At 44.1% G+C, this 23,157-nt stretch carries 18 protein-coding genes and 2 rRNA genes (1 of these 20 only partly in view); 15 read left to right on the plus strand and 5 right to left on the minus strand.

Annotation, left to right across the window (positions count from 1 at the left end):
* Positions 1–60: 60 nt before the first annotated feature.
* Entirely contained in the window at positions 61–1,956 is a 1,896-nt protein-coding gene (gene shc / locus EI981_RS01490) for a squalene--hopene cyclase (RefSeq protein WP_193556421.1), read from the minus strand.
* 196 nt (positions 1,957–2,152) lie between these two features.
* Between shc and EI981_RS01495 the strand changes: the two genes are divergently transcribed.
* Positions 2,153–2,416, plus strand: a complete 264-nt coding sequence (locus tag EI981_RS01495; protein ID WP_418789058.1) for a transcriptional regulator SplA domain-containing protein — start codon at positions 2,153–2,155, stop codon at positions 2,414–2,416.
* Positions 2,413–3,438 (plus strand): spore photoproduct lyase, encoded by a 1,026-nt coding sequence (splB, locus tag EI981_RS01500; protein ID WP_126994816.1) that lies wholly within the window; start codon positions 2,413–2,415, stop codon positions 3,436–3,438. Before EI981_RS01495 ends, splB begins: the two co-directional genes overlap by 4 nt.
* 206 nt (positions 3,439–3,644) lie before the next feature.
* Here the strand turns inward: splB and EI981_RS01510 are convergent, their stop codons facing one another.
* The gene (locus EI981_RS01510; protein WP_126994818.1) at positions 3,645–4,958 is read right to left on the minus strand and encodes a TrkH family potassium uptake protein; all 1,314 of its coding nucleotides are present in this window, start codon (positions 4,956–4,958) and stop codon (positions 3,645–3,647) included.
* A 290-nt stretch (positions 4,959–5,248) separates the two neighbouring features.
* Between EI981_RS01510 and EI981_RS01515 the strand changes: the two genes are divergently transcribed.
* The 3 genes from EI981_RS01515 (at position 5,249) to EI981_RS01525 (ending at position 8,261) form a co-directional block, all read left to right on the plus strand.
* A complete protein-coding gene (locus EI981_RS01515; RefSeq protein WP_227011647.1) occupies positions 5,249–6,193 on the plus strand; it encodes a helix-turn-helix transcriptional regulator in 945 nt (314 codons plus the stop codon).
* A gap of 121 nt (positions 6,194–6,314) precedes the next feature.
* The gene (locus EI981_RS01520; RefSeq protein WP_126994820.1) at positions 6,315–7,166 is read left to right on the plus strand and encodes a DUF2785 domain-containing protein; all 852 of its coding nucleotides are present in this window, start codon (positions 6,315–6,317) and stop codon (positions 7,164–7,166) included.
* 258 nt (positions 7,167–7,424) lie between these two features.
* Entirely contained in the window at positions 7,425–8,261 is an 837-nt protein-coding gene (locus EI981_RS01525) for a YitT family protein (protein WP_126994822.1), read from the plus strand.
* 10 nt (positions 8,262–8,271) lie between these two features.
* On the opposite strand, the gene EI981_RS01530 is transcribed toward EI981_RS01525, so the two are convergent.
* Together EI981_RS01530 and EI981_RS01535 are read right to left on the minus strand one after the other, a co-directional pair.
* On the minus strand, positions 8,272–8,673 hold the full coding sequence (locus EI981_RS01530; RefSeq protein ID WP_126994824.1) for a type II toxin-antitoxin system death-on-curing family toxin: 402 nt from the start codon (positions 8,671–8,673) through the stop codon (positions 8,272–8,274).
* A gap of 1 nt (position 8,674) precedes the next feature.
* On the minus strand, positions 8,675–8,938 hold the full coding sequence (locus tag EI981_RS01535; RefSeq protein ID WP_126994826.1) for an AbrB/MazE/SpoVT family DNA-binding domain-containing protein: 264 nt from the start codon (positions 8,936–8,938) through the stop codon (positions 8,675–8,677).
* 343 nt (positions 8,939–9,281) lie between these two features.
* On the opposite strand from EI981_RS01535, the gene EI981_RS01540 reads away from it, so the two are divergent.
* From EI981_RS01540 to EI981_RS01565, 7 genes are all read left to right on the plus strand, one after another.
* Positions 9,282–10,250 (plus strand): VanZ family protein, encoded by a 969-nt coding sequence (locus EI981_RS01540; RefSeq protein WP_126994828.1) that lies wholly within the window; start codon positions 9,282–9,284, stop codon positions 10,248–10,250.
* A gap of 235 nt (positions 10,251–10,485) precedes the next feature.
* On the plus strand, positions 10,486–12,039 hold the full coding sequence (locus EI981_RS01545; protein WP_227011648.1) for a radical SAM protein: 1,554 nt from the start codon (positions 10,486–10,488) through the stop codon (positions 12,037–12,039).
* 134 nt (positions 12,040–12,173) lie between these two features.
* Positions 12,174–12,344, plus strand: a complete 171-nt coding sequence (locus EI981_RS28910) for a hypothetical protein (protein ID WP_162616050.1) — start codon at positions 12,174–12,176, stop codon at positions 12,342–12,344.
* A 91-nt stretch (positions 12,345–12,435) separates the two neighbouring features.
* On the plus strand, positions 12,436–14,268 hold the full coding sequence (locus EI981_RS01550) for an ABC transporter ATP-binding protein (RefSeq protein ID WP_162616051.1): 1,833 nt from the start codon (positions 12,436–12,438) through the stop codon (positions 14,266–14,268).
* The gene (locus EI981_RS01555) at positions 14,252–15,529 is read left to right on the plus strand and encodes a M16 family metallopeptidase (protein ID WP_126994832.1); all 1,278 of its coding nucleotides are present in this window, start codon (positions 14,252–14,254) and stop codon (positions 15,527–15,529) included. Before EI981_RS01550 ends, EI981_RS01555 begins: the two co-directional genes overlap by 17 nt.
* A 62-nt stretch (positions 15,530–15,591) precedes the next feature.
* On the plus strand, positions 15,592–16,971 hold the full coding sequence (locus EI981_RS01560; RefSeq protein ID WP_127004250.1) for an ABC transporter substrate-binding protein: 1,380 nt from the start codon (positions 15,592–15,594) through the stop codon (positions 16,969–16,971).
* A gap of 80 nt (positions 16,972–17,051) precedes the next feature.
* Positions 17,052–18,305, plus strand: coding sequence for a stalk domain-containing protein (locus EI981_RS01565; RefSeq protein WP_126994834.1), 1,254 nt, complete (start codon positions 17,052–17,054; stop codon positions 18,303–18,305).
* A 105-nt stretch (positions 18,306–18,410) separates the two neighbouring features.
* On the opposite strand, the gene EI981_RS01570 is transcribed toward EI981_RS01565, so the two are convergent.
* Complete coding sequence (locus tag EI981_RS01570; RefSeq protein WP_126994836.1) at positions 18,411–19,349, minus strand: helix-turn-helix transcriptional regulator; 939 nt, start codon at positions 19,347–19,349, stop codon at positions 18,411–18,413.
* Between the two features lie 107 nt (positions 19,350–19,456).
* On the opposite strand from EI981_RS01570, the gene EI981_RS01575 reads away from it, so the two are divergent.
* The 3 genes from EI981_RS01575 to EI981_RS01585 all read left to right on the plus strand — a co-directional run.
* Positions 19,457–19,906, plus strand: coding sequence for a VOC family protein (locus tag EI981_RS01575; protein ID WP_126994838.1), 450 nt, complete (start codon positions 19,457–19,459; stop codon positions 19,904–19,906).
* A gap of 524 nt (positions 19,907–20,430) precedes the next feature.
* Positions 20,431–21,982 (plus strand): 16S ribosomal RNA (locus EI981_RS01580).
* Positions 21,983–22,273: 291 nt separating this feature from the next.
* A 23S ribosomal RNA gene (locus tag EI981_RS01585) occupies positions 22,274–23,157 on the plus strand (it continues 2,048 nt past the right edge of the window).
* Together the 16S and 23S rRNA genes form the textbook arrangement of a ribosomal RNA operon.

Below are 23,157 nucleotides of genomic sequence, written 5' to 3' on the forward strand. Positions count from 1 at the left end.
GGGCGGAGGTTTTTTGCGAGAAATAACGGCAATCAGAGGTATACAAAGCGTGGCATAACATCAATTTTTCCCATATTTCTGCTTATAGTGGCTCAGTGTAAGAAGCGGCCAGATATAACGGTAGCTATGATAATGGGAATAGAAGTGGCCAGGAAGACCAGCACCTGTCGGATAGGTGCTCTTCCAGTCGTCTTCGTGCAGTAAGGCGATAAGCCTCTGTATTCCTTGATCAGTCTCTGATGTTGGCTGCGCTTGAACGGCGATTAGCGCGTCCAACGCCCACGCGGTTTGAGAAGGTGTGCTCTCCCCTAAGGGCACATAACGCCGCAGTCGATCGCTTCGGCAAGATTCTCCCCATCCGCCGTCCGGGTTCTGAATGTCCAAGAGCCAACGGACTCCATTTTGTAGAGTCTCATGGTTGGCAGAGAGGTCTACTGCTGCTAATCCGGTCAGCGCTGCCCAAGTCCCATAGATGTAACAGACGCCCCATCTTCCGTACCAGGAACCATCCTTCTCCTGATGTCCGATCAGCCACTCTGCTCCCTGCTTGATAAATGGGTATCGAATGTCCAGTCCAGTGAAGTTTCCCAGATACTCTAAGGTACGACCGGTCAAATCCGCCTCTGAGGGGTCAATGGCCGCCGACTTGGCACCGTCGATGGCGAGCCAGGTGAGCATTTCATTGTTTGTATCCTTCTCAAATGCGGGCCAGCCACCGTCTTTATTCTGCATAGAGAGAACCCAATTCAGTCCGCGATTCCACGATTTTAGGTAGGAAGGATCGGTATTGGAGAAGCTTAGGATCGCCCGTAGAGCCGCAGTTGAATCATCCACATCAGGATTGATCGTATTGGTCTCTGAGAATCCCCAGCCCCCAGGCTGGGTTCCCGGATTGTGAATACTCCAATCAGCGGTCTTATGCTGTTGTCTAGGCAGTAGATACGCGGCGGCACGCCGGATCGCTGGATGATCAGCGGGAATCCCGGCCTCCTGCAAGGCGTAGGCCAGCAGTGCCGTATCCCATACTGTCGAAGGAGAGTTCTGTATCGTCGTTGTCCCGTCATAACGGAACTGCATATCGGTAAGCCCCTGAATGGCATCCGTGATCAGAGGATGCTGCTGCTCATAGCCCAGGGCCAGCAAGGCGAAGATCATGAGGATCGTACTGCTGGCGTAGCTGTATAGGGTGCCATCGGCTTCGATGCGCTTCAACATGAACTTCTCTGCTCTGGTTATCGCGGTCTCATGGATATGACGACGAGTGCCGATCAGCCAGCCTAGACCCGTCTTAATGCTATCCTGCATCTCCTGGTATCCGCGGGGAAGTGGTTCTTCTACCTCATCTACGGGTCGCACTTGAAGATCTGACAGATTTGGCGTATGAGCGTTAGTAATCGAGAACTGCTTGTCGCCCATAATGAGCATCGGGATCAGGTGGATCCTTGAATATCCTGAGAAATCATATATATTGATCGGAAAATATTTAGGGAACAGTAGAATCTCTAGCGGGATCGATGAGATGGAAGCAGGCCACTTGCGCTGTCCGGTGATCGAGAGGATGGCTTTCGTTAGAATATTGGTGATTTTGCCGAGACCGCCTTTGGATAAAATATATCGTCTAGCCCGCTGGATAGGCTCGTCTGTTGTCTGGCTGTACCCGGAGTAGAGCAGGGCATAATAAGCCTCAACCGAAGCGGACAAGTTCCCTTCCTCTTCATCGGTGAACAGTCTCCAGCAGCCATCGGGCTGCTGCGCAGCAAGAATCCGGTCATGCAGCTGCCGAATCAGCGCTTCATTCGGGACATCCAGCACTCGAAAGAGAATAATGACATAAGCATCGATGGCCGTCCCGTTCTCAAAGCAAAAATGCCAGGATCCATCCTGCCGCTGCTGCTCGATAAGCGCCGTCGTCAGCCGCTCTATTTCGTCATCTACTGCACTTCGCATATCGCACATTTGCTTGGTACCTCCGGGGCCTCTTTTTAAGCATTATATGAAGAGGGTGAAGGGGAAATGAACGAGGGAATGCCGATTTATCGCAGCTATGAGAATCAAAATCAAAATGTTTTGATGGAAAAAGGGAACATAATTACCAGCTTGAATGGGAAGATTTTAAGGAATGGACACTTATTTTAGAAAAGCGAAGGGGATGGTGAGCATGTCCGGAACACAAGGGACTTATCAGGCAGGAGATGTTGTTTATGTATTTTACCGCAACCCGCATACGCAAGATGTGGCCAATATTCAGCAAGCTGCAGTTATAAACAGTCCGGAGCAGCCCGGCGAGCTAGCCGTATTTCTGTATGAGACGTATTATCCTTTATCAAGCGATATGGCGATCTATCCGACAGCCGCCGAGGCGGAGCAGGCCTATGCCTATTATTTTGGTTCTGATCAAGAGGAGAGCTTTGAATGAAGCCTTTTATGCCCAAGCTTGTTTATTTTGAACCGGATGCTCTGGAATACCCGCTCGGACAAAAGCTGTTGAAGAAATTTGAACAAATGGATGTTGAAATTCGTCAGACTACTTCTCATAACCAGGTGCGCAATCTTCCCGGAGATAATGATTTCCAGAAATATCGGGTGGCCAAGTCGACCCTGGTCGTGGGGATTCGAAAGACATTAAAGTTTGATACGTCCAAGCCTTCGGCAGAATATGCGATTCCTTTTGCTACCGGATGTATGGGGCACTGCCATTATTGCTATTTGCAGACAACCATGGGCAGCAAGCCGTATATTCGTACCTACGTCAATGTAGAGGAGATCCTGGAAGCCGCCGACAAGTATATGGCGGAACGGGCTCCGGACATCACCCGCTTTGAAGCATCCTGTACTTCGGATATTGTAGGGATTGACCATCTTACGCATACCTTAAAGCACGCCATAGAACATTTCGGCAAATCTGAACTTGGGAGACTGCGATTTGTTACGAAATTCCATCATGTCGATCATTTGCTGGATGCCAATCATCAAGGCAAGACCCGATTTCGCTTTAGTGTGAATGCCGACTATGTCATTAAAAACTTTGAACCTGGAACTTCGCCATTGCACTTAAGGATTGAAGCGGCGGGAAAAGTGGCTAGAGCAGGATATCCGCTCGGATTTATTGTTGCCCCGATCTATCTCCATGAGGGATGGCAGGAGGGCTATTATCACATGTTTGAACGCCTTGATTCCGAGCTGCCTGCCCATGTGCGGGATGATATTACGTTTGAATTCATACAGCACCGGTTTACGAAGCCGGCCAAGCGGGTGATTGAGAAGAATTACCCTATGACCAAGCTGGAGCTGGATGAAGAGAAGAGAAGATACAAGTGGGGAAGATACGGAATCGGCAAGTACATTTATTCAAGAGAAGAGGAAGAAGATATAAAAAGCCATCTTTCCACTTACATGGAGAAATTCTTCCCGAAGGCCAAGCTGGAGTATTTTACTTGACGAGGATCTGGTCAGGTGTGGAAACAGTAGAGACGAGCTCGAACTCGAATCTATGAACTTAGAGCGCTGGGGTTTCCGAAGTGGCAACTCTCACAATGGCGAATACCCGCCGTGGTGCTTTAGGAATGTCTCTGCGGAACACTAATAATGCCCTTCCGACCTCCTATTGGGAGGCGAAAGGGCTAAAAGCTTGCTTTCCCGCTCTATTACCCCGAAATAACTCTCTCCACAGGATAATGAATTTTCGGTTTCTTTTTCTTGCCTCCAATAATAAAGATGAACGATGTCAGACCGATTCTGCCAATGAACATGAGCAGCATCAGCAGACATTTGGCAAAGGCGCTTAGCTCCGGTGTAATGCCTGTGGACATACCAACTGTACCAAAGGCAGAGCACACCTCCAAAATAATCGATATCAGTTGATGATGTGGATCCGTAATGTTGATAACAATAGCGGAGGTCCCGCACATTACAATGGCAAGTAGCATAATCGCCAGTGATTTCATAACATCATCCGGATGAATCTCTCGATTGAAAATTTTGATCTCACGATTCCCTTTGACGTAGTTATACATAAATAAGATGCACACTGCAAAGGTCGTGGTTCGAATTCCTCCGCCTACAGAGTTTGGAGATCCACCAATGAACATGTAGATGCTCATGACAAGCAGGGTAGGCTCTGACAATTGAGTGATATCCATCGTCGTTAATCCGGCGCTTCTAGTTGAAGTGGATTGGAAGAACGAATAGAAGAACCTCTCATGCCATGACATTCCTTTAAAGTAATGCTGATATTCAAGCAAGAAGATAAGAATAGTCCCAATAACCAAAAGAATGAGATACGTCGATGTCGTTAATTTGGCAAATAGCGAGAAGCGAAATGGTGGAGCCTGCTTGTCCCTCCTTCTCGATAAAAAAGTCTTAATCTCAATCAGTACAGGGAATCCGATGGCTCCAAATATGATCAAGATACTGGTAACGACTTGTACAAAATAATCATTGGCAAAAGGCAGCAGCGATTGTCCTGTAATATCCACCCCGGCGTTTGTCGTTGCACTGACGGATGCAAATAAACCTTGTAGGAAGGCTTCATGCCAGGTTGGGAAATAATTAAGGAAATGAAATCCGAAAATAACAGCTCCAATGAGCTCAGTAAGTAAAATGATTCTTAGAATTTCCTTGATAAATTGAACCAGTCCTGATAATTGAAACTGGTTGTTGTCAATCATGATAAGCTGCCGTTCGCGCAGTCCAATCTTCCGTCCGATGAGGATCCAGAAGAAGGTGCTCATCGCCATAATCCCAAGACCACCGAATTGTAGCACCAACATAATGATGAAGTATCCAAATACACTAAACGTGTCTGCAACATTCAGTACAGCAAGCCCTGTGTCGCTTACTACGCTAACTGCAGTGAATACCGTATCAAAGAAGCTTACCTCCGTGCCGCGTCGATATACACCTGGAAGGCTGAATAATCCAACAGATATTGTTACAGCCAGTAAATAATAGCCGGATATAACCTGTGCAGGTGAGCGTTTTTTCTAGCCAACCTCGCATTTTACTAAGTAGGGCCAACAACGTATCCTCCAATTCATATATCGTAAAAAGAAGCCAACGAAAGAGATTACTCTTCCGACAGCTTCAAAGGAAGTGTTAGTTCCATCCATGATCTTAATCGAATCGTGTTTATCATACTCTCTGTTTTTCAGCTTGTAAAGAGGAGTAAATAACAGTGCTTGTTAAAGGAAAATAGGCTTCCTTGTAGAATATAAAAAAGCGATTTCTAACAAAAAATACGGAGGACACGTTGCAAGTCAACGTAATACATAAAATGCGAGTAGACCGATTACTCTCCATGTTACTCATTATCTCAAACAAAGGGTTGGTTACAGGCAAAGAGCTTGCAGAACATTTTGAGGTCTCATTACGAACCATTTACAGGGATATAGAAAAATTAGGCGAAGCTGGTATTCCGGTCGCATCCATGGGTGGCAAGGGTGGAGGCTATTACATTATGGAGAACTATAATGTGGACAATCTTTTTTTGAAGAAAGATGAAGCTTCTACGTTCATGGCGATCATGAATAACTTAAATTTCCTGTTTGGGAAAAACGCACAGTTTAATGATATGGTTTTAAAGATCGAGAATACGTATAACCGAGAAAAGAATACCGATAAGCTGAGCATTAACATGTCCCATTTCAGTATGGAAAATGAATTAAAGGAATACTTGTTTCTGATGAACCAAGCCATTGAAGAAAATAAGCTGATGGTATTTGATTATTGCAACAGACAAATGGAGTATTCCGAAAGAATAGTAGAGCCATTTCAAATCGCTTTTTCTTCCGGTCAATGGTATTTGGTTGGGTTTTGCAGGTACCGAGATGACTACAGAAGGTTTAAGCTTGTGCGGATCAGGAATTTAAGGATGGGTGAGGACTTCGAGAAAAGAGATATTTCAAAAGAAGAAATCGAGGAGATATTTGAGGAAAGTTACCGCAGGTCCAGTATTCAGGTTACTTTGAAATTTTCCAATCGAATGGGTAAGCAGCTGACCGAGTATTTTCAAGAGGAGAATATTCAACAAACGGAGGATAACCAATACATTGTTGTAGATCATTTTCCGTATGAGGAAGGATTACTCAAATATATTTTAAGCTTTGGCAAGGAATGCGAGATCATAGAGCCCCGTTATTTAAGGGATGAGTTACGAGAATACGTAAAAGAATTATTGCACCTATACAATGGCTGACATAATGATGTCAGTCGTTTTGTTTTATGGTAGAGGTATACACGGATTCATAAGGATTCATCATGATGAACCGAAAGATTGTGATAGAGGAGATAATCAGTATGTTAAAGGGGATGGAATTGTGAACGATACAAGGATGAAACTCATGACGGACCTGCAAAGAATTGAGAAGGAGCATTACCAGCTTCGTGAAGGTGAGCAGCTGCAGGATTTTCTTACTTTGATGCTGCAATACATTGGGGACCCTCAGCCGGAATTGCGAGATGATCTGATCTGTACGACATTTTATGAATGGTTTCATGACGAGAACATGTTGACGGAAACGGAGTTGCACCGTCTTTTGGATGTTCTGACCGATGAGCAGCATTTGTTCTATCAGATTGGCAGCGTGGATGATCCGTCTGTATTTACAAGAGCATTCTCCATTCTGCCCATTGCGTTGATTACGGAACGCCATAGAAAACAGCCTTTTCTGGATCAAGCCGAATATCAGCATCTTAAGCATTCAGTGCTTCGCTATTATAAGGAGGAAAAGGATCTGCGCGGTTATCTACCGGAAGGAGGTTGGGCCCACAGTGCGGCACACGGTGCAGATGCTTTGGAGGAGCTGGTTCAGTGTCCAGAGAGCGATGCAGCGCTACAGCATGAAGTACTTGCTGCGATTCAAGGGAAGTTACATAACGGGATGCAAATTTTTTGCGAAGAGGAAGATGAGCGGATGGCCACAATCGTGGATACCATGATTGACAGAAGTCTACTCCCGCAGCAGGAGATCGCTGACTGGATCAGTGGGTTGACACATTGCGCTGAATTGCCGCAAAGCCGTGGTCCGAGGATCGCCCGTGTAAATAGTAAAAACTTTCTCCGCAGCCTTTACTTCAGAAGAGGGAAGATCAGCCGTGGAAGTGTCCTTGACACTGCCATCCTTGCAGGAGAGGCTAAATTGAACAGATTTGCCATAAGAGAAGATTGAATTCAGTTTGTTGGAAGCTGCTTTTTCGGAAAGCTAACGGCCCTCCTTCTGCCTTTTTGGCGGAGAGGGCTGTTTTAATGAGTATGTTTAGGAAAAGAGGTAAAGAATACAAGGCGATATCTAGCTCTACCCGTTCTTTTTCGAGTGAATTAGATAGCGAATTAAAGTGTAAAAGCCATATTGACTTCCTAGTTGCAAGTCAGATACGATGATCTGGTTGTAAGGGCTAGAATTGCTGCAGAGAGGATCAGAGTAGATATGAAAAAGAGAATTGCGGATATCGCTACGATAATTGTTGGTGCCTTCTTATTTGCGTTGGCCGTCAACCTGTTTGTCATCCCGAATGAGTTCGGCGAGGGGGGCGTTACAGGGGTCACCATTATTCTGTATTATTTGTTCCAGTGGTCTCCTTCCATCGTTAATATCATCATCAATGGTTTGCTGCTGCTTGTTGGCTACAAATTTCTGGATCGGCAGACGACGGTGTATACGATTCTTGCCGTCGCTTTTAATTCACTGTTTCTACATTTAACAGAAGGCTGGACGATCGCTTCGCATGAGCTGACCATTAATGCGGTCTTCGCGGGTGTGCTAGTGGGGACCGGAATCGGCTTGATTGTACGGGTCGGGGGAACGACGGCAGGAACCGTCATTTTAGCCCGGATTGCTAATAAATTTCTCGACTGGAATATCAGCTATGCGCTATTGTTCTTCGATTTGATCGTGGCCTTTTCCTCCTACTTTATTATTGGTCCGGAGAAACTGATGCTGACCATCGTCGCTTTGTATGTAGGCACCAAGGTGATGGACTTCATTATTGAAGGACTGAATCCTAAGAAGGCAATTATGATCATCTCAGAGAAGCAGAACGACATCGCCGAGATGGTCATTACCGAGATGGACCGCGGAGTTACCGTGCTGTCGGGCCATGGGTACTATACGAAGAACCCGAAGGAAGTCCTGTATATCGTCATCAGCAAGCAAGAGGTATCCACGCTGAAGAAGATCGTCAAATCCATCGATCAAGCTGCGTTTCTCACCATTCACGACGTACGCGATGTGTTCGGAGAGGGCTTTTTGGATATTTCGAAGTAAGTGCAGTCTATCATTGTTGGATTCTTTTACAATACTGTTGAATCACTTGCGTGAGTTCCTGAATTTCATAATGATTGTCTACCATGTTGACGGTAAAATCTTCGGCTGCTTTCTGGTCCATGACAAAGGAGCAGCCGTTTAGCCGTAAAAAGATCTCTAAAGCGGTAAACGCGGTCCGTTTGTTAGCGTTTTGAAAGGCATGATTCTGTCCCAGGGATTGAAACAGCGCGGCAGCTTTCTCAAACAAAGAAGGGTATGCCTCTTCACCAAAAGTAGAGGATTGCGGCCAAAATACCGCGGATTCTAACATGCCCCCATCTTTAACGCCTACATCTTCCTTGGGACTATATTTCTGTATCATTGCGACATTAATGGCAATAACCTCTTGGACGGACAGGTATCGTACGGTCATATTAACGATCCTTAAGGCCTTTCAGTGTTTCATCGTATTCTTCCATCACATTGGAGAGCGTTTCAAGAAATTCAGTGCTTATTCCTGCTGGCAAGGTCACCTTATTGGCCTTGCGAATAATGATCTCTCCGTCGGCCTCTTTCACATTGATAAGCACTACATCTCCCAGTTCAAGTCCAATTTGCTTTAAGGCTTCGGTCATGGTAATCCCGAGGCTATTTCCGAACTTTGTTACTTTACGTTCCATTTCGATCACCTTGGACAATTAGTTCCCCTCCTTATCATACTATTCAACTGTTATAACAATTTTACATATGTTGTGGGAAATAATAAACAGCAAGGCCAACGCTTTGCTCGTTCTGGACTATACCAGTATCATTTGCTAAACCACAACCCTTTATTGACGGTCTTATCGCCACTTACTAGATACATGGAAGGATAATGCTCCTTAGGAAGGAATGATTACGATCTTTAGGGATTACAAAAAAAAGAAAATAAGAGAAATGTAACTAATTATTTAAAATGAACGTTTTCTATATAATTGGATCATATGTGTGGACACGAAAAAAGGATCTAAAGAAAGGTGTGACTGTAGCGTGGATTCTAAGATGAACAAAAGATGGGGGGACAACCCGGGGAAATCCGGTGCCAACAGATTATTGCTTGTCCTATTTTACGCCATGTTTATCGCCTATGCTTTCATTGCCATTAAAGTTATTTTGTTTAAGACCATTCCTTTGTCAGCACTGTTCCATTCAGGAATTATGTCAGCATTAAGAAGCATTAATATCATTCCTTTTAATACGATTATTGAATTTATGACAAGCGAGAATATTGACATGGGGAGGGCGTTGGCCAATATAGGGGGGAATATTGCTATCTTTGTTCCTTTGGGGATTTTCGTAGCATATGCTGCACGCAACAAGCCTCTGCGTATTTCATTTCTTTGCCTGCTGCTGACCTCATTTGCGTTCGAGGTTATTCAGTATGTGTTTGCTTTGGGGAGCAGCGATATCGATGATATTCTATTGAATTGTGCTGGCGGGGCTATAGGTGTAGGTGTATATCAATGGCTCCATAAATCAACATCCTCCCAGAATCAATTCCTGATGTCTCTTGTTGGTTTCCTCTTGGTTGCAGGACTTTCTGGGGGCGTCGTTATTAGGATGGTAGAGCCTGAGCTGTTGTCTCTTACGGCTTCTAAGGTCGAATATATTTATGAGAATAATGAGATCATGGCGGGATGGAATGAAGCAGAGGCAGACTTGTTTGGAGATTTGGCAGCTGCTGAAGCCAATCAAATCACTGTGTATATGAATCCTAAATCTGTGCGAACAACAGAGAAGAAAGAAACGGACGAGGAGTATGTTCATATACAAATAAATGATGCAACCCAAATATTTACTAGATATATCTCTTCTGATAAAAATACCGTGATCAGCAAGTATGAAGAAGTAACAAGTTCGGATATATCCTCCTTGTTAGAGACTGGGGATAGAGCCCCTTCGGTTAGGGTTTGGTTATCGAACGAAGACCAGCAAGTGGCTGAGGCGATCCTCATTAGTATCATAGATTAATATGAACTAAGGCCAACGAGATGAAAGTTGGCTATTTTTATATAAAATCTTGGAAATAATTTTAATATATTTTTATAGTTTACAAAATAAGGGATAAGGGTTATCATAGATTTATAGATAAGGAAAATATTGCATATTAAAGTGAAAAAAGTCACAATTCAGCCAAGCGTTTCATTATGCATCTATTTTTAGACGGATTGTGATTGAAATTTGATTCTTTAAGGAGGTTTAATGGATGGTCAGTCCAAACGTTGATAAGAAAATATCAATTTTAGGTAATTTGCATATGTCGGATTGGGAACGTTTGGGGACGGTGTTCGAGACAAAGAATAATAAATACTTTTACGACACCGGAACTGGAAAGGTATTTCTATGTGATGTCGTAGAATCGGCAATTTTGGAAAGCTTGTTAACAAGTTCAGACCCCGCCGCCATTGCCCAGTTGGACTTTACTGATGCTGAAATTGAAAGCGCTTTGAATACGGTTTTGGCTCTTGTTGAGCAAGAGAAAATCCTCCAGGCACCATCCTTCCAAGAATTTATTACTCCTAAGAAATCAGAATTATCAGATCTCATCAGTGCAGGCATAGAGCAAGTTATTTTGGAATTGACTGAAAAGTGCAATTTAAGATGCAAATACTGTATTTACCAAGATGAAAATGTTGGATATAGGAATTTTTCAAAGACAGATATGGATTGGGAAACGGCCAAGAAAGCTTTGGACTACATTTCCCAAAATGTAGGGGAAAATTTGGCTTTGACCTTCTATGGGGGAGAGCCGTTAATAAATTTTGAATTAATGAAGAAGTGCATTGAATACAGCAAGGTTATTATGAGCGACGTCAATATATCGGTTTCTTTTACAACGAATCTAACGCTTGTTACCGATGAGGTCGTTGAATATCTGGCTTCTTTGGACAAATGCTCGGTCTTATGCAGTTTGGACGGACCGAAGAATATTCAAGATTTCTATCGCGTCACTGTAGATGGCAGTGGGAGCTTTAACAGGGCTATCAAAGGACTAAGAAAATTGGTAGAGGCTTTTCAAGATAAACCCGATCACTCTTTAGGCATAAATGCCGTCGTATGTCCTCCCTATAGTATGGAGAAAATTGATGAACTGAACGATTTCTTCAAATCATTGGATTGGCTGCCCCCGGACACCAACATCAATTGCTCATACGTGGATCAAGGGGATATCGACTGGGAGCAACTGGGGGTTCCCAAGCAAGAGATTAGTCTAGAAGAGTTTAATACGAATGAAGAGCTCGCTGATCCTATAGGAGCTTGGGCTCTTACGGCGATAGATAAAGATGATGAAATAAAGGGCATGGCTCAAGACATTAGTCAAACCAAATTGCTGCGTATTCACAATAGAGTAATCACGGACGAGCCTACACTGGGTATCCACATGAACGGATGTTGTATTCCTGGCCGGAGAAGACTATATGTTACTACGGATGGTAATTTTAAAGTATGTGAGAGAATGTCCAATTCACCTTATATTGGTGATGTTGAGAATGGAATAGATACGGAAGCGGTTTATCGTAGCTACTTTGAAGAGTACTCTAACAAGTCAATTAAGCACTGCTCGAATTGTTGGGCGGTACGCCTATGCGGAATTTGTTTTGCTCTGTGCTATCAAGATGATGGGCTTGATGAAGATAAGAAAGTGGGAACTTGTAACATAGAGAAGGCGATCACTAAATTCTACTTGCAAAGATACCATCAATTAATTGAGGATACTCCTGAAAAGGTAGAATACTTTAATGAACTTATTATCTCGTAATAATGAGATGCAGTATGCGGTAGTTATAACATTCTTATGATCCCGGGCCATACGGAATGTTATTCCTATAAAAATCTATTCTAAAGGAGATGTTTAGTATGAAACTGATTCATCCCGTAGGTAGAACAACTAAGATGGATACACAAGCATATTATGGTGTTCAGCCAATGGATGGCTGTATTTGTTCCGGTAATGCTGCCGTAGCACAAGACCAAGCCAAGTCCGGCGCAAGTCCATGTGGCTGCTATTGCGCAGGAGATAGCAAGAATAGTGTGGCGAATTACTCAAAGGCATATATTCATTAGTTGTTTAGCTACTTAAGTAAATTGAAACAGGGCCGCTATTTTTTGGGATAGGGCCCTGTTTTCATACCTTTCTATAATGGGAGACTTTTATATGAAAGTACTGCACGCGAAATTAATTACTGCCCAAGATTATATTAAAATGTTGGCGAAAATTATGGCTTTGCTTTGGAAAAGTTCGAAGCATACGTTAGTTTTCTTGTTATTTTTCAATTTATTGGCCGGGTTGTCCCTTCCGATTACCACGATCATATGGAAGTTCTTTATTGACAGCGTCGTTGAGGCACTGGTCAGTAAGGATCTGTCCAAACCGATCTTATGGATAGTAATTCATCTTTTATACACACAATTCAACAACATTATGCATAACCTATGCCGGTATTTTGAGTCTAACCAAGTCGACTATATGAACAAGCATATCACGGGATTGACCCTTGATAAAATTGAGCGGATGGAAATGGCTGATTTCGACAATGCCGAGATATATGATTGCATTCAAAAAGTGAATAACGAATCTACACAGCATTCCATGAATCTCCTTAGAACCCTGATCCTTGCGCTGCAGAACTTCTCATCTATGGCTGGGGCTATCGTGATTTTTCTAGGTTTCGGCCCGCTCATTCTCTTAATCAGCTTCCTTGCATGTCTGCCTTCACTCATCATTAACATTAAGATGTCCACAAAACTGTTTGACATTTTTACGAAACGTTTTGAAAGGTTAAGATTTATCAATTATCTCAAATCCATCATTATCACGTATGAGAATATTAAAGAAGTCAAAGTAAACCGGTTAAATTCCTATTTTAAGACGATGATCATCAATGACTTTAATACTTTTTTGAAGGAAGACAAAAAAATAAGGAAGAAATTCTCCTTACAGAACAGTATGGCTAGCTTTTTAGAAAATATCGTTTCATATAGCTTTCAAATCTATATTCTCGTTAAAGTGGTTGCCAGAAACCTAACTTTGGGAGATCTGACCTTATTTATTAGTACCTTATCGAATTTTCAGAGTTCAATACAGAATATTTTAAGATCCATCTCTTCGCTGTACGACGATGCTCTCTATATTCAGAATCTCTTTTCATTGTTAGAGAGGGAAGTTCCAACACCAGAAGCAAGTAGTACACCTTACCCTGCCAATTTTGAGAATATCGAATTTCAAAACGTATCTTTTAAATATCCGGGCAGAGAAGAGTTTGTACTTAAGAACATTAGCTTTATTCTTACAGCGAAGAAAAGCTATTCGTTTGTAGGCTTGAACGGCTCTGGCAAAACAACGCTGGTTAAATTGCTTCTAAGGTTGTATAAACCTACTTCAGGTCGTATTTTGATGGATGGCATGAATATAAATGATATCGATCTGGAGCAATACTATAAACATATCGGGGCTGTATTCCAGGATTTTATTAAGTACCCCTTCGATATCGAGAAGAATATAGCACTTGGGGCAATTGAAGATTTAAATAATTTCCCGAAAGTAAAAAAAGCGGCGGAGCAATCGGGCGCGGATCGCTTTATTGAAGAACTTCCTTTAAAGTATGCAACCATGCTGAACAAGGAATGGTCGGAAGCGACCCAATTATCACTCGGTCAGTGGCAGAGGCTTGCCATTAGCCGGGCATTTATGTCCGACTCCAGTATTCTCATTTTGGATGAGCCTACCGCTTCACTTGATGCCGAAGCTGAGTTTGAGTTGTTTACCAAATTCAAGGATTTAATGTTTGATAAGACGACCATTCTCATTACGCATCGGCTTTCCACCATTCGTCTGGTAGACGAAATATTGGTTCTCAAAGATGGACAGGTACTTGAAAGCGGCAATCATGATACTTTACTTAGATACAATGGCGAATATGCGAGATTGTATAACATGCAATCAGACATGTACATGAAGGGGGAACTTGTTAATGAAGGATCGCATTAGCGAAGGGACTCTTCCTAATGGACTTGCTTATTGTGTCCGGGAGACTGACATTGAAAAGGATGAAATCATGTTAAGTCTGGCTTTAAAAGTAGGGTCGCTTCAGGAATCGGATTCCGAAAATGGACTTGCCCATGTAGTAGAACATATGAGCATGGTATTCGATAAATATAGATATTATGCGGGTGATATACAATACAATTGCATTGGATTAACGGATTTTGATCGAACGGTATATCTAATAAAATGTCCAAATCGTAACGAGGCGATTAGGCACGGATTATTCATTTTGAAACAGATAGCACTAGGAAGCTATATAACAATAGAGGCATTGGATGAAGTGAAACAGGATGTACTTCAAGAAGTGATTACTCATCATAAAGGAAGAAAAAGCAAAGTATTTAAAATACTATTCGATCATTCATTTTACAAAACACGATTACCGATGGGAGACGAAGAAGTTATAAAAGGTCTTAGCTTCGAGCAAGTTATAGCCTTTCACGAAAAATGGTATACTCCCGACAGAATGGCTATAAATATTGCAGGTGACATCAAAACCGATGAAGTTATTAAATGGATTGAAACCGAGTTTGGAAGCCTTTCTTGTTCAAGCAACGCGGAATCGAATGATATGAATAGATGCTATCAACTTAATTTAGAAACAGGGGCAATTAAGAGGGTAGTTACCTCCTGGAAGGTTAATCATCTGGAAATGTACATTAATAACATGGTATCCGATGAAGTAAATATCAAGAACGAAGCTTGTAATAATATATTAGCGATATTATTCGAAAAAATATGTGTTCATGCATTAAAAGAATCCAATGTTGAGTTCTCGTTTTTTTCCTCAAGTTTCGTCAACCTCATGAATTGTTACCAGTTCTTGCAGATGCAGATTGTGTATTGCTCGGACTTGCATGAAAAAATCACTGATGTGATGGAAAGGTTATTTGATCGTATTCAAAAGGACTCCATGTTTTTGAAATCTTATTTTGAGGAAACTAAACAAGAATATTTGGAATATTTCGACTCAAAAGCTTATCTAAGTGATCTGAGTTTGCCGAACTTGATGGAAGAAAGTATAGATCATTTTATTTTAGACGATCCTCTCATTTCATACGAACAAAGAATACAGAATTTGATGAAGATGATTGATGATCTTTTCTATATAGATATAAGAATCTTAGCGCAACAGCTGCTTAGATACGAAGACTGCTTATTTATAATCTTCCAAGGAAATAGCCAGGATTCTTCAGATAACTAATTCTTCCGCTTCGACGTTATCAATATGAGAAGCAAAAATGAAGCTATTATTTGGAGGTTATGATGAGAAGTAAATGGGTACGTAAGATGTTACTGGTTCTGTTATGCGGTGTCTTGTTTACGGGGTGCTCCAGCGTCTCCACCAAGGAAACAGTGCAGCGCTCCAGTTTCAAAATCATGTATGTGAACGAAGCGTATTTTTCCATCCAATACGGTGATTTGTTTGCGATGCAATATCCTGATATTGATATTGAAGTGATCACCACGGATAGTATCTATACAGGGGAACAGGATTATAACAAAGCGTTAGCTGACTTCATAGAGCAGAAACAGCCGGATGTAGTTATATTGAGCTTGGACAATTATGAGAAATTCGCTGCGGAAGGTAAATTGCTGGAGCTTGATACCTTGATTGAACGTGATAAGTACGATATCGGAAGCATATATCCGGCATTGATCGAGATTCTTAAGAAGAAGGGCGATGGCAAGCTGTACGGCTTAGCTCCTTCTTTTTACGGAAATGCCCTCTTCTATAATGCTGATCTATTCGCCAAATACGGAGTCGATGTGCCGCATGACGGGATGACGTGGCAGGAAATCATCGACACGGCCCGGCGGTTTCCAACCGATGGCGACGAGAAGACCCGTGTCTACGGATTTGGCAGCGACTATGGCATGTCTATGGAGGAACTAGCTTCGGCCATCGCGGGTACTCAAGGTTTAAAGTATATCAATACAGACACGATGAGAATCACGCTGAATACGGATTCCTGGAAGCAGGCCTATAAGCTGGCTAAGGACGCAGTTGATTCGGGTACAATTTATAATCCTTATGATGGCGGGTTCCAGAGCGGAACAATAGAGGATTTTTATGAAAGTCAGTTGTTTTTAATGGGACGTTCGGCAATGACAACTAGCAGTTCTTATTTGTTGAGCAGCATAAAAGATGCTAAGAACACGCTCAAGGATTACAAACCTTTTCAATTTGGCATCGTTGCGGGGCCGGTCGATCCGGCCGAACCTGATAAATCCCGAGATATCCATTTTAATGAACTGTTTGCCATACGGGCCAACTCCCCGAATGCCGATGCCGCATGGGAATTTCTGAAATTTGTGAACGGGGAACAGTTCGCCAAGATTAAATCGAAATCGTTGAATAACGGGCTTTTGTCCCGTATGGGATATTCGAAGGAATATGAAGGCGTCAGCCTGGACGTGTTCTACAAATTACAACCGAATTTGGACGGGGCAGGTTCGTTGGACAATGATAAGATCCCTCAGAGTTTTTACTCTCAGTACCAGCCAATCGTTGATCGCGAGCTGAAGTTGGTCGAGGAGAAGAAGAAATCGATTGAGGAGGCGCTGCAGACGATAGAGCAGGAAGGACAGGCCGTATTGGATAAGGCAGTAAAAGATGAGGTTTCCAAGAAAAGCGTCGAGTAGGTAGATGACGGTTATACACAGATTCCTCCATCCGGCCGATATAAATTTTAACTGAGTATTAAGGATGGAGGTTTTATTAGATGTATCTCTTAAGGAAAATAACAGCGGCGCTGCTTGCTTTGCTCGTGTCGATCTCCAGCCTGGCAGGTATAGTATCAGCAGCGGACGCTAAGAAGGTATCCGTTGATGTTGCAACCAATTACACGACCCTAGTCCCCGGACAAAGCGTCTTGGTGAGCGTCAAAATCTTGAATATCCCCTCTGATCTGGGCGGGCTTCGTTCCGCCAAAGTAGTCCTAAGCTATGATGAGAATGTGTTTACGACCGAGGGTAACTTACGCTTCGATGAGGATCTTGGGAAGTACATATGGAGAGACGATACCTTCTTCATTCCTTCCCAAACCTTCGAGACCCCCAATTATCGTATCGAAAATCCGTACCCGGAGGATTCCAATCCTGCCGATGGCAGGCAGGAAGTCGTGCTATCCATATCAGCGCTAAATAACAAAACGATCCATCAGGCGACCGATGAGGCGTTTGCCTCCTTTTTCCTAACGGTCAAAAAAGAGGTCAAGACCCAGGATACTTCAATCCATATCGTATCTGAGGGAACCAAGCTGGAGGATGCCGCAGGAAAACCGGTTCACGGCTATGGCACAACCTCTGCGCATCTTCTTGTAGGTGCTCCTCAAAAAATTGAAATTGTGCGCGGGACTCTTCCGCCCACCTCGGATCCAATCAAGCTAAGTATAAATAGCGGTATGGAACTAAATGCGCTGGCGGTTTTCGATAATGGGGACACAGCATATGTAACCGAGTTAACATCTTGGGAAACGACGGACCCACAGGTTATACAGGCCCGGGCCCAGGGGAATGTTAAGGCAACTGGTTTAGGAAAAGCTACGGTCACGGCCACTTTAGGTTCTGTCACTGGCAAGCATGAAGTTGCGGTCTACCCGGCGAACGCCCCCGAATTAGTTGAAGAAGAAGTAATCCGTGTCACCGTAACAAGAATCCCGAATGAGAGAAGCTTCGCAGCCGCTACAGCCGTTCAAATAAAGGTGAATGGCAAAACCGCGGAACCCGGACGACTGTTTGACGGCACCGTTTACGTTCCATTGCGGTCTGTCAGCAAGCTATTGGGAGTGGATGTAGGCTATGACAGCGCCCAAAAAGTGCCAACGATAAACGGCAAAACGGTAACCCATTTCTATACCTTTTCAGGGGTCTCCTATATCATGGCCCGCGATCTATCCTCATTGCTCGGGGCTGAGGTGAAATGGGATAAGAGCACAACAACCCTGACGATCAAGGCATCTGCCCCCAAAAAATAATCGCTTGAACATAACAGATGCTCTCTTCTATTGCCAAGTCGGCAAGTTGAAGAGAGCATTTTCTGACTTTGCAGAATAGGGGGATTTGGCTATCCGCACGCTGAGTTATATTACTCGATAGTGCTGTAAGAAACTCTCTACCCGATCCTGCAGTGCTTGCTTTAAGGTGTCAGGCTTCACGGATACCACATCTTTGCCAAACCTGATGAAATAATCCGCTATAAACGCCTCTTCTTCCGGATTGTAGAACCCTTTAATGACGGTCTTATCACCCGTTTCTAGATGCATGGAAGGATAATGCTCCTTATAGAAAAGATCCTCGGCTTTCTCCGAGATCTCCACCTCGAAGTGAATACTATTCTTGGATTGATACATCTCCATGGAACGACTCACCAGCTCATCTATAGAGAAGCTGGTTTGCACATCCACTTCTTCAATAGAAATGATCCGGTCACATCTGAATACCCGGTACTTATTCGTACTTAGCTCAATTCCAGTGGCATACCATTGACCGAACTTGGCAGAGATTTTGAAGAATTGCACCTCGTAGCTTGTTTCCTGACTATTTTTCAAATATTGAATCCTACAGGGGCTCTCATGAAGAATGCTCATCAGAATTTGATCCAAATAACGGCTCACATGATGATGCTGATACATCTCAAATTGCAGGACCTGCTTCATCTTGTGAATCTGCTCGATCTGCCCGTCAGATAGACAGTGCTCGAACTTCTCATTCAGTTGATTCACACTGAGATGGAAGGGCGTCGATTGATAAGCCTCCAGCGTCAGCATGGCAAAATACAGAGCATATACCTCGTCCATCGTGAAAATAATAGGGGATAGCAGTCTGTTCTGCAGGATTCCGTACCGTCCATGTCGCCCATGCTCCGAATAAATCGGCATACCCAATTGCTCTAATGAGCTGATATCCCGCAGCGCCGTACTTTTGGAAATATGATATTTATCCATCAGGTCCTGTAAATTAAAGAACTCCCGGCCGTTCAAGTACCGGATCATGTCGTTCAATCTTTCCGATTTCTTCATTCATAATCTCCTCAATGATCTCCTTGATTAAAGGTGTCATGTTTTGCTACCTATATGTATTATTATGAATTCAAGATCAAATATCAAACTTAAAGGAGATCGATCCCATGAGCGCAACACTAGAAGTAGCTATATTCTTATCGATGAACGGCAGAGCCCAAGAGGCCATCGATTTTTACAAAAAACACCTCAACGCCGAGCAACTACTGCTCGTCACCTACGAGGACATGGCTCAAAGAGACCCCTCGTTCCCGCTTACGGAGGAGAATAAGCATCGCATTAGCCACTCCGTCTTAAGAATCGGAAAGACCAAAATCATGATCGCCGAAGACACCATGGATCCCCGTGAAAAATACAGCGTCGGCAACAACACCTCCCTGTGCATTCAAAGCGCGGATTTGGAGGAGATCGAGAGCTTTTATGAAGGCTTAACCTCAGATGATGGGGTAAGGGTTATTGTTCCCTTAGCTAGCAATGTGTTTAGCAAAGCATATGGGATTGTAGAAGATCCGTTTGGGGTGCAGTTGCAGTTGATGGTGGATGAGAGGTTGGGATAAATCACGATTCGGCTAAGATGACATCAGAAAATAGACACCTATGTGGCGTTGCCTTTCGGACAGGGGCTCGGCTTCCCTCGGAAAAATGAACCCTTGTCCAGACAAAACCACAGTGGTTAATATTAGACAGGGGTTCTTATTATAGCAGAGTGTCTTCCAGGTTCTTTAAGAGACTATTTTGTTTCATAGGAGAAGGACTATCTTTAATATTTTGGATTGGTAAAACTTACAACTTGAAATAGTTGTCTCTAAGGGTTATATTATTAATCCGGCCAATTAAACAAGATTCTTTGCCGGTCAACTAATAAGCAGAGCGGATTTAAAAGAAAAAAATCTTAAAAAAAGTTCTTGCGGAATTAGTTAAAAGATGATATTATATAAGAGTTGCTGCCGAGAACGCAGCGACGCTGAAAACGAAGTTGATCTTTGAAAACTGAACAACGAGTGAGCGGGTTTCACGTCAAGTGAAATCTAAGAAATAAGTCAGATTCAAAATGAGCTAATCGCTCTTTCAATGAAACACTTTATTGGAGAGTTTGATCCTGGCTCAGGACGAACGCTGGCGGCGTGCCTAATACATGCAAGTCGAGCGGACTTGATGGAGAGCTTGCTCTCCTGATGGTTAGCGGCGGACGGGTGAGTAACACGTAGGTAACCTGCCTATAAGACTGGGATAACTAGCGGAAACGTTAGCTAATACCGGATAATTTATTTTCTCGCATGGGGAGATAATGAAAGACGGAGCAATCTGTCACTTACAGATGGACCTGCGGCGCATTAGCTAGTTGGTGAGGTAATGGCTCACCAAGGCGACGATGCGTAGCCGACCTGAGAGGGTGAACGGCCACACTGGGACTGAGACACGGCCCAGACTCCTACGGGAGGCAGCAGTAGGGAATCTTCCGCAATGGACGAAAGTCTGACGGAGCAACGCCGCGTGAGTGATGAAGGTTTTCGGATCGTAAAGCTCTGTTGCCAGGGAAGAACGTCCGGTAGAGTAACTGCTACCGGAGTGACGGTACCTGAGAAGAAAGCCCCGGCTAACTACGTGCCAGCAGCCGCGGTAATACGTAGGGGGCAAGCGTTGTCCGGAATTATTGGGCGTAAAGCGCGCGCAGGCGGCTATTTAAGTCTGGTGTTTAATCCTAAGGCTCAACCTTAGGTCGCATTGGAAACTGGGTAGCTTGAGTGCAGAAGAGGAGAGTGGAATTCCACGTGTAGCGGTGAAATGCGTAGAGATGTGGAGGAACACCAGTGGCGAAGGCGACTCTCTGGGCTGTAACTGACGCTGAGGCGCGAAAGCGTGGGGAGCAAACAGGATTAGATACCCTGGTAGTCCACGCCGTAAACGATGAATGCTAGGTGTTAGGGGTTTCGATACCCTTGGTGCCGAAGTTAACACATTAAGCATTCCGCCTGGGGAGTACGGTCGCAAGACTGAAACTCAAAGGAATTGACGGGGACCCGCACAAGCAGTGGAGTATGTGGTTTAATTCGAAGCAACGCGAAGAACCTTACCAGGTCTTGACATCTGAATGTAACACCTAGAGATAGGTGCCCTCTTCGGAGCATTCAAGACAGGTGGTGCATGGTTGTCGTCAGCTCGTGTCGTGAGATGTTGGGTTAAGTCCCGCAACGAGCGCAACCCTTGATTTTAGTTGCCAGCACTTTGGGTGGGCACTCTAGAATGACTGCCGGTGACAAACCGGAGGAAGGCGGGGATGACGTCAAATCATCATGCCCCTTATGACCTGGGCTACACACGTACTACAATGGCTGGTACAACGGGAAGCGAAGTCGCGAGATGGAGCGAATCCTAAAAAGCCAGTCTCAGTTCGGATTGCAGGCTGCAACTCGCCTGCATGAAGTCGGAATTGCTAGTAATCGCGGATCAGCATGCCGCGGTGAATACGTTCCCGGGTCTTGTACACACCGCCCGTCACACCACGAGAGTTTACAACACCCGAAGTCGGTGAGGTAACCGCAAGGAGCCAGCCGCCGAAGGTGGGGTAGATGATTGGGGTGAAGTCGTAACAAGGTAGCCGTATCGGAAGGTGCGGCTGGATCACCTCCTTTCTATGGAGAATCGTTTCCTGCAACGGAAACATTCAAATAGCTTCTATTAAGAAGCACAACGCTCACTCGTTGGTCAGTTTTGAGAGTTCAACTCTCAACTTGACAGAAATTTCAAACGTCACTTGCGTGATCGTTTTAAATTTTGTCTTTGATCCTTGAAAACTGGATATACGAAACGAAAATTTGCGTTTTAGAAACATTCCTTTAGCGATGAATTTCAATTTGGCTTAACGTCAAATTTAAAATCATCGTAGCTGAACTTGTGTCAAACAAGTTTAAATAAGTAGTGTAGGTTAAGCTACTAAGAGCACACGGAGGATGCCTAGGCACTAGGAGCCGAAGAAGGACGTGGCGAACAACGATACTGCCTCGGGGAGCTGTAAGCAAGCTTTGATCCGAGGATGTCCGAATGGGGAAACCCGGCTGGATTAATCTCCAGTCACTCATACCTGAATACATAGGGTATGAAGAGGCATACCAGGGGAACTGAAACATCTAAGTACCCTGAGGAAGAGAAAACAATAGTGATTCCGTCAGTAGCGGCGAGCGAACGCGGAACAGCCCAAACCAGGGAGCTTGCTCTCTGGGGTTGTAGGACGTCTCACATGGAGTTACCAAGGATTAGAGTAGGCGAAGAGGTCTGGAAAGGCCCGCTAGAAGAGGTAAAAGCCCTGTAGCCGAAATTCTAATCCCTCCGAGACGGATCCTGAGTAGTGCGGGGCACGTGAAACCCCGTATGAATCCGGCAGGACCATCTGCCAAGGCTAAATACTCCCTAGTGACCGATAGTGAAGCAGTACCGTGAGGGAAAGGTGAAAAGCACCCCGGAAGGGGAGTGAAATAGATCCTGAAACCGTGTGCTTACAAGAAGTCAGAGTCCTCTATATGGATGATGGCGTGCCTTTTGTAGAATGAACCGGCGAGTTACGTTTGCAAGCAAGGTTAAGTCGAGAAGACGGAGCCGCAGCGAAAGCGAGTCTGAATAGGGCGAATTAGTTTGTAGGCGTAGACCCGAAACCGTGTGATCTACCCCTGTCCAGGGTGAAGGTGCGGTAACACGCACTGGAGGCCCGAACCCACGTACGTTGAAAAGTGCGGGGATGAGGTGGGGGTAGCGGAGAAATTCCAATCGAACTCGGAGATAGCTGGTTCTCCCCGAAATAGCTTTAGGGCTA

This window comes from Paenibacillus lutimineralis (assembly GCF_003991425.1).
In the GTDB taxonomy this organism is placed as follows: Bacteria; Bacillota; Bacilli; order Paenibacillales; family Paenibacillaceae; genus Fontibacillus; species Fontibacillus lutimineralis.

What these genes read in the sequence shown, in the direction of transcription:
- EI981_RS01550 (WP_162616051.1), top strand. Translation starts at nt 12,436, where the DNA reads ATGAAAGTACTGCACGCGAAATTAATTACTGCCCAAGATTATATTAAA.
- EI981_RS01540 (WP_126994828.1), top strand. Translation starts at nt 9,282, where the DNA reads ATGAACAAAAGATGGGGGGACAACCCGGGGAAATCCGGTGCCAACAGA.
- EI981_RS01560 (WP_127004250.1), top strand. Translation starts at nt 15,592, where the DNA reads ATGAGAAGTAAATGGGTACGTAAGATGTTACTGGTTCTGTTATGCGGT.
- EI981_RS28910 (WP_162616050.1), top strand. Translation starts at nt 12,174, where the DNA reads ATGGATACACAAGCATATTATGGTGTTCAGCCAATGGATGGCTGTATT.
- EI981_RS01530 (WP_126994824.1), bottom strand. Translation starts at nt 8,673, where the DNA reads ATGACCGTACGATACCTGTCCGTCCAAGAGGTTATTGCCATTAATGTC.
- EI981_RS01575 (WP_126994838.1), top strand. Translation starts at nt 19,457, where the DNA reads ATGAGCGCAACACTAGAAGTAGCTATATTCTTATCGATGAACGGCAGA.
- EI981_RS01525 (WP_126994822.1), top strand. Translation starts at nt 7,425, where the DNA reads ATGAAAAAGAGAATTGCGGATATCGCTACGATAATTGTTGGTGCCTTC.
- EI981_RS01565 (WP_126994834.1), top strand. Translation starts at nt 17,052, where the DNA reads ATGTATCTCTTAAGGAAAATAACAGCGGCGCTGCTTGCTTTGCTCGTG.
- EI981_RS01570 (WP_126994836.1), bottom strand. Translation starts at nt 19,349, where the DNA reads ATGAAGAAATCGGAAAGATTGAACGACATGATCCGGTACTTGAACGGC.
- splB (WP_126994816.1), top strand. Translation starts at nt 2,413, where the DNA reads ATGAAGCCTTTTATGCCCAAGCTTGTTTATTTTGAACCGGATGCTCTG.
- EI981_RS01555 (WP_126994832.1), top strand. Translation starts at nt 14,252, where the DNA reads ATGAAGGATCGCATTAGCGAAGGGACTCTTCCTAATGGACTTGCTTAT.
- EI981_RS01545 (WP_227011648.1), top strand. Translation starts at nt 10,486, where the DNA reads ATGGTCAGTCCAAACGTTGATAAGAAAATATCAATTTTAGGTAATTTG.
- shc (WP_193556421.1), bottom strand. Translation starts at nt 1,956, where the DNA reads ATGTGCGATATGCGAAGTGCAGTAGATGACGAAATAGAGCGGCTGACG.